Raw genomic sequence first — 8,116 nt, 5'->3', positions numbered from 1 at the left:
CCGCAGGTTGCTGTCGTCGCAGGCGTCGAACACCATGTCGAGGAAGAGCCGGCGATCGTTCAGAATGCGGCGGTAGTAGCTACCGGTGAAACATGCTTCGGCGCGAGTGAAATTGAAACCGGTGAAGTTGTGGAAGGTCGGCTGGTAGGGCATCGCCAGTGTGCTGACCGAAACATGCGCGGGCACCTTCTGCCGATAGCGTTCGAGACAGTCTTCGTCGGTCGTGAACACGTGGTCGAAGGCCTGCGCAACATCGATGAAGGCGTCGAAGAAAGCGCCGTCGTCCTTGTTCCAGAAAACGCTCGGGATGCCGCGGCTTCTCGCCCGTTCGACCAGGCGGTAGATGGCCTTCGGCTTGTCCAGGCGCAGCCAGCCCGGCTGCTTGGCCAGCTCATAGCGCCAGGCGCCGTGCGCGCCGTGGAAAGCCGATTCGACGAAGAGCAGGTCGGGCTTCCAGGTATCGATCACCTCGGCGAAATTGGCCGGCGTCAGCGCGCGCACCCGACACTCGGCCGACAGGCAATCGCTGGTGAAGTAGTCGGCGACCAGCGCGAGCTTCAAGCGCCCGAACTCGCCGGGCCGCTCGACATCTTCCGCCACCGTCGGATACTTGTAGACCAGCGAACCCAGGCGCCGAATCACTCTGCCGACCATGCAGCGCCTCCCCAGTGCCTGGCCGTGTCGGCCGCCGGTGCCAGCTCGGCCCGCGCCAGGTCGACCGTGTGCGTCGCTCTGATCTTGCCGCTGGCATAGAGATCGAGGAAGTCGGCGGTCGTGATCACGTCATAGTCGCGGGTCAGGCGCGCGAGCAGCCTGCGATAGCCTTCCAGCCGGCGATCGTCGCGATACGTCGCATATCCCTGCGCGTCCCAGTGGAGCAAGGACCACGAGTGGAGCAGAAAGACCGAGAATTGCGGACTGCCACTGAACGCGTCCAGCAGGAGCTTTCCCCACCACGGACGAAATCTGAAATAGCTCGACTCGGGATAGGTCAGGCGCGCCCACCAGTTCTCCTTGCCGATTCCGGGGAGAATTCTCCTTTCCGTCATCGGCACTTCGATGACGCCGTTCGACCACAGGTAAGGATGGTTGGTCGGTTCGCTGTACGGGCACTGGCCGGCGTACACCGCATACATCGAGTTGTTGAACGACAGCGGAATGTCGGCCGCGGCGAGGGCGCTGATCGTGCGCGCATTCCAGCGGAACGAACCGGCTCGATGCGCCCGGATCGGCTTGCCGGTGACGCTCGAAAGAAGCTGCGCGAAATACGCGATGACCAGTTCGGCGCGTGCCGTATCGGTGTACTTGTTCATGTGTTCCGGGCCGGATTCAAGTCCGCGTGCCGTCCAGAAGTCTGCCGGCAGATACTCCGGATGCGTGTGCAGTTGAACGTCCTGACCGGCCCCGTCGAGCCAGCGAACGACTTCGTGGATCTCGTCGAGTTGGTCGTAGGCGCCGCATTGATCGACGAAGAAGACGTGTCTGACGGCGAATTCGCGCCCGATCGAACACATTTCGCGCACGCCGGCGCTGCCCTTGTCGTGCTTGCCCCACATCAGCCGCTTGACGTGCTCGGCACTGGCGCGCTTCGGCAGAGCCTCGACGTCGACCGTGACCAACGCATAGCGCTGCTTGTTCACGCTGGCAACTCCGCCCGCGCGAGATCGACCGCTGGCGCCAGCGGAATCTTGCCGCGCGCGTGCAGATCGACGAAATCCCGCGCCGTAATCACGTCGTACTCGCTCGCCAGGCGCGCCAGCAGCTTGCGATATCCCTCCAGGCGCCGCTCGTCGCGGAAAGTGGCGTGGCCATGCTCGTCCCAATGCAGCAGCGACCAGGAATGGAGCAGGACGACGGAGAACTGCGGCTTGCGCCGCAGAGGATTGGCCAGGAAACCGCCGGCGCGTTCGAGCAAAGGAAAACGGCTGGCTTCCGGATAGGTCAGGCTGACCCAGATCTCTTCCCCGCGACCGACCGACAAGACCTTCCTTTCGGTCAGCGGTACTTCGATCACGCCATTCGACCAAGCGAAGGGCAGGTCGGTCGGTTCGCTGTACGTGCATCGCCCGGCACGATAAGCGCGCATCGAATTATTGAACGACAAGGGAATGCCGATCGCCCGCAAGGCGCGAATCGACGACGCATTCCAGCGCAAGGAACCGGCGCGATAGGCGAGAACGCGTTTGCCGGTGAGTTCGCCAAGCTGCCTGGCGAAGTGCCCGATGAGGAACTCGGCCCAGTCGTCCTGGCGGTAGGCGTTCATGTACTCCGGGCGGAAGTCGAGGCCGTTTTCCGTCCACACCTCGGCCGGCAGCACTTCCGGATGCATGTGCAACTGGACATCCTGACCCTGCTCGTCGAGCCAGCGAACGACCTCGCGCATTTCGGCCGGATGGCGATAGAGGCCGCACATGTCGACGAAGAAGACGTGCTTGAGCCTGAACTCGTCGCCAATCGCACACAGTTCGCGGATTCCGGCGCTGCCGTGCTCATGCACACCCCAGATCAGGCGCGCAACGTGCTCGTCGGGCGCGCGTTTGGGCAGCGCTTCGGTATCGACGGTCAGCATCGCGTAGCGCTCGCGTCCAGCCATTCGATCAGGTCCCTTGCTCAAATGCGGTGTGCGCGCGCACGACTTGCCGCTGCGCACTCGGCAGCCAGGCAGAGTCGGCGCCGGCCGGCGCTTCCGCGAGCGACTTGTGATTCGCCGTAGCAGACGGCTTGCGCAGGAAAAAGACGTTCATGCTTTGCCCGGTCACCGCGTCGTGCCCGGTCACCAGGCTGACCTCGAAGAACCTGGCGAACAGGTCGATCGCATCGTCCAGTCCATAGCGGCGAACGCTGCCGACGCTATGTTTCTCGTCGTTTGCGGCGCCATCGCGCGCCATGACATCGAGCGCTTCGATGTCGAAGGAAAGCAAGGCAGTCGGTCTCATCGAGCGCGCCGCGCCGCACGTCGGCAGCCCCGCAGGTTGACGCCACACGCCAGCATGCCGGGCGCGACGGTCGACCAGCGCAGCACGCCGGCTAAGCACGCGCGTGGACATTCTGCGCCTCGTCGTCCGCGCTCGGCAGCGCCTGGCCGACAAAATCGCGCCAGCAGCGCTGGCTGACCGCGTAGGCCCGGGCGCGCGCTCCGCACGCGGCCAGCGCCGGGCGATCGGCCAGCGCCAGTTCAATGACGCGCGCCAGATCCGCCGCGTCGCCGGCGCGGAAAAACCAGCCGGGCGGGCTTGCACCCAGTTCGTCGCGGAAGACCGGCAGGTCGGGAACGATCACCGGCTTGCCCATCGCCAGCGCCTCGACCAGCTTGATCGGCGGAATGATCTGGCACACCTTGAACGGCTTGCGCGGGATGCAGACCAGCGCGCAGCGCGCCAGGCACTCGCGTGCGGCTGCCGGCGGGATCTTGCCGAGGAAGCGAATGCGCTCGCCCAGACGCAAGCGCTCGACCTGAGCCGTCAGTTGGGCGCGCGCCTCACCGTCGCCGATCAGCGTCAGGCTGAGCGGGTTTCCCTTCCTGACCAGCAGATCGACGGCGTCGATCAGCGTGTCCAGGCCCTCGTAACCGATCAGCGAGCCGGCGTAGCCGATCGTCGCCGCTTCGACGATCGCCGGATCGGCCGGCGCAAACAAGGCCGGATCGACGCAATTCGGCAACAATGACATGCGCTCGGCGGCAATTCCCCAGTGCTCGCGCGCGTAGCGGCCAAGCTGCTCGGAGATGACGAACAGCCGGTCGGCGTGGCGGGCGACCAGCCCTTCGAGCTGCAATCCCTGCTTGTAGGCTTGCCCGCGTTCGTACTGCGGCATGCGCGAAATCCGCGTCAGTTCCCACAAGCCGCGCATTTCGTAGTGGAAAGGCAGACCGAGTTGGCGCGCGGCGAGCAAGGCGGGCAAGGCGTTGACGTGGTTGGACGCGGCGTGCACGACGGCAACGCGCCTACGCGCGGCAATCTCGGCGACGACCGGAGCAGCCTGCAAAGCGTATTGCAGCACCGGGCGGTCGTTGCCGGGCCGGCTGGCGTGCTGGTAGCGCACGGTTTCGACGACCGTTTCGGCAACGCCTTCGTCTCCCGGCGCGGCGCACTGGCGGTCGCTGCGGTCCCACGGGTAACCGGGACGAGTGAGCGGATGCACATTTGCGCCTGCCGCGCGCAGCGCCCGGATCACTTCGTGCGTGCGCGTCGTGTAGCCGCTGATGTGATAGGGCAAGGCACTTGCCGCGACGTAGAGCACGCTGCCCGCCTCGCGCACATACGGCGCGCGGCGCGCGCACGCGCGCAGGCGCCACTGCAGTACGGCACAGGTCAACACGCGATTCGCTGCCAGCCAGGGCTCACTCAGCAGGCTCGACCAGGGACGGGCAAGCGTGCTCATTTCATCCCGGTCGTTACTGGCCGGCCGCGCTCGGGTTGGCAACCGGCAGCGGCTTGCCGGCGGCGCTCGCGAGGCTTGCCCATTTATCGCTTCCTCAACAGGAAAATGTTCATGCTCTCGTTGCTGACCGAGTCGATCCCGGCAACGATGCTCACCTCGAAGAAGCTGGAGAACAGGCGCACCGCATCGTCCAGGCCATACCGGCGATAGCTGCCAACGCCATACTTCTCGTAGTTCTCGGCGCCGTAGTGTTCCAGCACGTCGGACAGCGCGGTCGTCGCTTCGCCCGACCGGTAGGGAATCGTGATCAGGGCGACTCCACCGGGCCTGAGAATCCGGTGAATCTCGGCCAGCGCAGCACCATCGTCGCGCACGTGGTTGAGGACGTGCATGGCCAGAAAGCAGTCGAAACTTTCCGCTGGAACCCCATCCATATGCTGGATATCCATCTGAAAATCGGTTTCGCTGACGGGCCGAATGTCGAAGTTCTGCAGCTCCCAGGCGTGCGCCAGGATCGACAGCTTTTCGACCGAGTTGGCAAAGCAGGCGAGCACGCGGCGGCCGTCGAACGGATTGCCCACCTTGTTCAGCGCATCGACGACCTGGCGATGACGAGCGCGCGACCCGCAGCCAGGGCAGATATCGGTTTCCTGCCGAACAAAGACAGCGTCGCAGACTGTGCAGACGACCGCTCGTGCCGCTTCGGTACGCACCGGCGTCGAATAGAAGTGCTTGATCACGACCAGAGGCAGATCGGCGTCAGCCAGGTACTCGGAATAGCCGAGCACCTGCGTATTGGTCGCCAGATGCTCGCAGATCTCGCGCAATCGGTCTTCATGTGCGGGGGCCACCGCGTGGAAGACGTCGCCACCGCTACGCGTGAGCAATGACCACGAGTGCAGCGTGAGGTTGAAGGTCTTGATCTGCTTCCGGTCACGAACCCGATCGTACCAGCCGTAGTACTTCGCGACATCGAACGACAAAGGTTCGGGGGAGAAATCGACCGGAATTTCGCATAGCCCGCTACCCCAGGAAAAGGGTTCGTTCGCCGCACCGTTGCCGACGACAGCCAGCATCTGCGCATGCCGCTGGGCGTTGAAATTGCTCAGGCAGGCGAAGCCCGCCTGGCGGGCCGCCGACACCGTGTGCTCGTTGAAGCTGAACCCGCCGCCACGGAGAACGAGCGCCTTGCTCCCGAAAAGCTGGCGGAACTTGAACTGGGCAAAGTTCACCAAATGCTGATTGAGTTCCGCGTCGAGCTGGTGCAAGGCGGGCGGCCCGACATACTCACCTTTGATTCCCCACTTCCTGACTACCCATTCGGAATGCAAATGGGCGTGCAGCTCATGGCCCTCACCGAGCAGATAGCGGCCGATCTCGCCGATCACGCGGTCGCCATAGAGCAAGCAGCCGGAGAGGTCGATGAGAAAATTGGCCTTGAGCCCGTACTCGCGGAGAATTCGGCATATTCGCTTGATCCCGTACTCTTCCCCGTTCAGCCTGCCCCACACCAGCGTATCGATCGGATCGGCCGCAGCCCGCCCGGGCAGCGCCTCGACATCGAAGGACAGAAATGCGCTCGGTTTCATTCACAACTCCTTGTTCACGAACAGCGCGAGTTCCTGGCCAACGGGCATCGCCCGCACCTCGCGCGGCGCGCGGGTCCGTGCAAGCACGCGCCATAGTCCTGCCGGCGGACCCTATGCTCGGCCATCGCAGCGCCTTCTTCCGGCGCCACCAGCACCCAATTTTCTCCAGTCAGCATATCGGCATGTCTCTCACCAAACCTTGCGGAAGCCCTTCTCCTGTGGTCAAGTTGCGCTCCGACGCGAACGGGTGAGCGGACACCAGACCCAGAGCCGGATTACCCCTTCCTCAACCTGCATCAGCATTTGAACAACCGGATCGCCCAATCCGGGCGACCTCGCGAACAGACCCGCTATGGGAATGACTGTGCATGCCGATTTTCACGTCCGGATAAAGCGACACACGATCTTCAACCGCGATTGGCAATTGATACCAAAACTACAGCAAAAGGCGGCTCGACTTGTACATGACATCATGCCGCCAGACGTCCGTACTGGCCAGTCCGTACCCTCGAAGCGCGGATGAACCGGCGATTAGCCGGATTTGTCTCGAACTCGTGTGACCCGCATGCGCCGTTATCCTGGCATCAGCTCAGCGCAAAACAACCCAACCGATCTGCCCAAATTCGGCCCAGGAGTGGACCGAGTCGTGGCTCTTGATATCGCTCCATGCCGCGTCCATCTCGGTTGAGTAGCCGGCAACGTCATCAAACAGCAGAAGCGATCCGACGCGAGCCTTCTGAGAGATGTCCGTGAAAAACTTGAGTGTCGGCTCGTATTCGTGCTGCCCGTCAATAAAGGCCATATCAATCACGGGAGAGTCTTTGAGAACCCCGTCGAGAACGTCGTAGAAGAGACCCGCCGTATATTTGACGTTATCGAGTCCGAGACGCAGGTGCATTTCCTTTGCGTGCTTCACCTTGTACGGGGAAGCATCGACCGTATGAATAAATCTGCCGTTACCCAAAGCCTTTAACGCGGCGGCGATATACGCCGTGCTAATTCCAAGGTTCATACCCAGCTCGAGCACAAAGTTCGGCTTCTGAATGATGCATAGATTGTAGATAATCTGCAACGTTTGCCAGGTCTCGGATGCCCGCACGACCGACGCAATCGTGTCGGTCGCAGAATCAAATGCTCCCTTTTCCGGAAGGCTCCCATCCATCAGGGGCCGGCTATCCTGATCCCAGGCACGCTTCTGTTCTTGTATCTCAACCAGTTTCGTTTTTCCGAATCTCTCTTCCATGACGCAACCTTTTCAATATGTGGATCGGTGGTAGACAGCGAATGAACTCAGAAGTCCGCGGATCGATGGCGGCACAAAGCGTAGACCGGATCTGCAATCGCCTTCTTTGGATCGTTCGAATCAAACTCCAGGACTACCTGCAAGGCGTGCGCTTTCAGGTCATACAATGGAAACAAGCCAAGGAGCTTCTCATTTTTTCGGTAGTATTCTTCGTCAAACGGCTGTGAGATGACATGTTCCCATGCCACATAGAATCCGAGTTGGCGGAAATACGTCAAATAGTGCGAGTGCGTAAGTCGGTTGCACCAGAAATACCACGGTAGTTCGTTAACCCCAAGTGCCGCCTGAATTTCCGCCACTGAGTGAGTAAGGTGAATCCACGGCTGTTTCAGTTCGTGGTACAGATGGCTCAGCGTTGGCGCACCGCCGAGATACGCATGCAAGTACTTCTTGCCGGTAGCCTTCAGCATGTATTGGCATTGCTGCAAAGCGGCATATGGATGCCGCATATGTTCCCAAACGACGTACGATATGATGCGATCAAAGGCATCCGGCCCCAATAACGGATGCCCCTGCTCAGGCAACGCCGATATATCGGCCTCAATGAGGTCCAAGTTATGATGCTTCATGGCTGACCAGGTGTCGTATCCTCTCACTTCGACGCCAACAACCTGGCACCCGTATTCCTCGGCCAAGACATAGGCGAGATCCCCATGCCCGCATCCTATCTCCAGAACCTTCTGATCGCGCAATCCCATCAACCTGTCTATGCGACTCGCTCGCTCTCTGGCGCGCTCAAGGCGGCTCTTATCGTCGTATAGCAATCTGACAACGTCGTTCGGCTTTGCTGATGTTGAATTCATGGTGACCTCGCGTTGGAGTAGCTGCCTTCGCAGCGAACTGA

The 8,116-nt window shown here is 61.7% G+C and carries 7 protein-coding genes and 1 pseudogene; all 8 read right to left on the bottom strand.

Annotated features, from left to right (window positions below):
* Positions 1 to 654: pseudogene (locus RKP46_RS15875) on the bottom strand (glycosyltransferase family 1 protein); the annotation flags it as partial.
* Complete coding sequence (locus RKP46_RS15870) at positions 639 to 1,640, bottom strand: polysaccharide deacetylase (RefSeq protein WP_311107517.1); 1,002 nt, start codon at positions 1,638 to 1,640, stop codon at positions 639 to 641. The pseudogene RKP46_RS15875 and the gene RKP46_RS15870, both read right to left, overlap by 16 nt.
* Positions 1,637 to 2,593: a polysaccharide deacetylase gene (locus tag RKP46_RS15865; protein WP_311107516.1), complete on the bottom strand. Its 957-nt coding sequence runs from the start codon at positions 2,591 to 2,593 to the stop codon at positions 1,637 to 1,639. Before RKP46_RS15865 ends, RKP46_RS15870 begins: the two co-directional genes overlap by 4 nt.
* Positions 2,594 to 2,597: 4 nt before the next feature.
* Positions 2,598 to 2,936: a hypothetical protein gene (locus RKP46_RS15860; RefSeq protein WP_311107515.1), complete on the bottom strand. Its 339-nt coding sequence runs from the start codon at positions 2,934 to 2,936 to the stop codon at positions 2,598 to 2,600.
* Between the two features lie 91 nt (positions 2,937 to 3,027).
* Complete coding sequence (locus RKP46_RS15855) at positions 3,028 to 4,380, bottom strand: glycosyltransferase (RefSeq protein ID WP_311107514.1); 1,353 nt, start codon at positions 4,378 to 4,380, stop codon at positions 3,028 to 3,030.
* A gap of 83 nt (positions 4,381 to 4,463) precedes the next feature.
* The gene (locus tag RKP46_RS15850) at positions 4,464 to 5,969 is read right to left on the bottom strand and encodes a methyltransferase domain-containing protein (RefSeq protein ID WP_311107513.1); all 1,506 of its coding nucleotides are present in this window, start codon (positions 5,967 to 5,969) and stop codon (positions 4,464 to 4,466) included.
* A 589-nt stretch (positions 5,970 to 6,558) separates the two neighbouring features.
* The gene (locus RKP46_RS15845) at positions 6,559 to 7,212 is read right to left on the bottom strand and encodes a class I SAM-dependent methyltransferase (protein WP_311107512.1); all 654 of its coding nucleotides are present in this window, start codon (positions 7,210 to 7,212) and stop codon (positions 6,559 to 6,561) included.
* A gap of 47 nt (positions 7,213 to 7,259) precedes the next feature.
* Positions 7,260 to 8,116 (bottom strand): class I SAM-dependent methyltransferase (locus tag RKP46_RS15840; RefSeq protein ID WP_311107511.1); only part of this gene is annotated, 857 nt, incomplete at its 5' end.

The organism is Accumulibacter sp. (assembly GCF_031732815.1).
GTDB lineage: Bacteria > Pseudomonadota > Gammaproteobacteria > Burkholderiales > Rhodocyclaceae > Accumulibacter.
The sequence above is the reverse complement of the archived record's forward strand: the minus strand, read 5'-3'. Positions and strand labels throughout refer to the sequence as shown.

Excerpts from the sequence above, each read along its gene's own strand:
- RKP46_RS15865 (WP_311107516.1), bottom strand. The coding sequence starts at position 2,593 with ATGGCTGGACGCGAGCGCTACGCGATGCTGACCGTCGATACCGAAGCG.
- RKP46_RS15855 (WP_311107514.1), bottom strand. The coding sequence starts at position 4,380 with ATGAGCACGCTTGCCCGTCCCTGGTCGAGCCTGCTGAGTGAGCCCTGG.
- RKP46_RS15850 (WP_311107513.1), bottom strand. The coding sequence starts at position 5,969 with ATGAAACCGAGCGCATTTCTGTCCTTCGATGTCGAGGCGCTGCCCGGG.
- RKP46_RS15845 (WP_311107512.1), bottom strand. The coding sequence starts at position 7,212 with ATGGAAGAGAGATTCGGAAAAACGAAACTGGTTGAGATACAAGAACAG.
- RKP46_RS15860 (WP_311107515.1), bottom strand. The coding sequence starts at position 2,936 with ATGAGACCGACTGCCTTGCTTTCCTTCGACATCGAAGCGCTCGATGTC.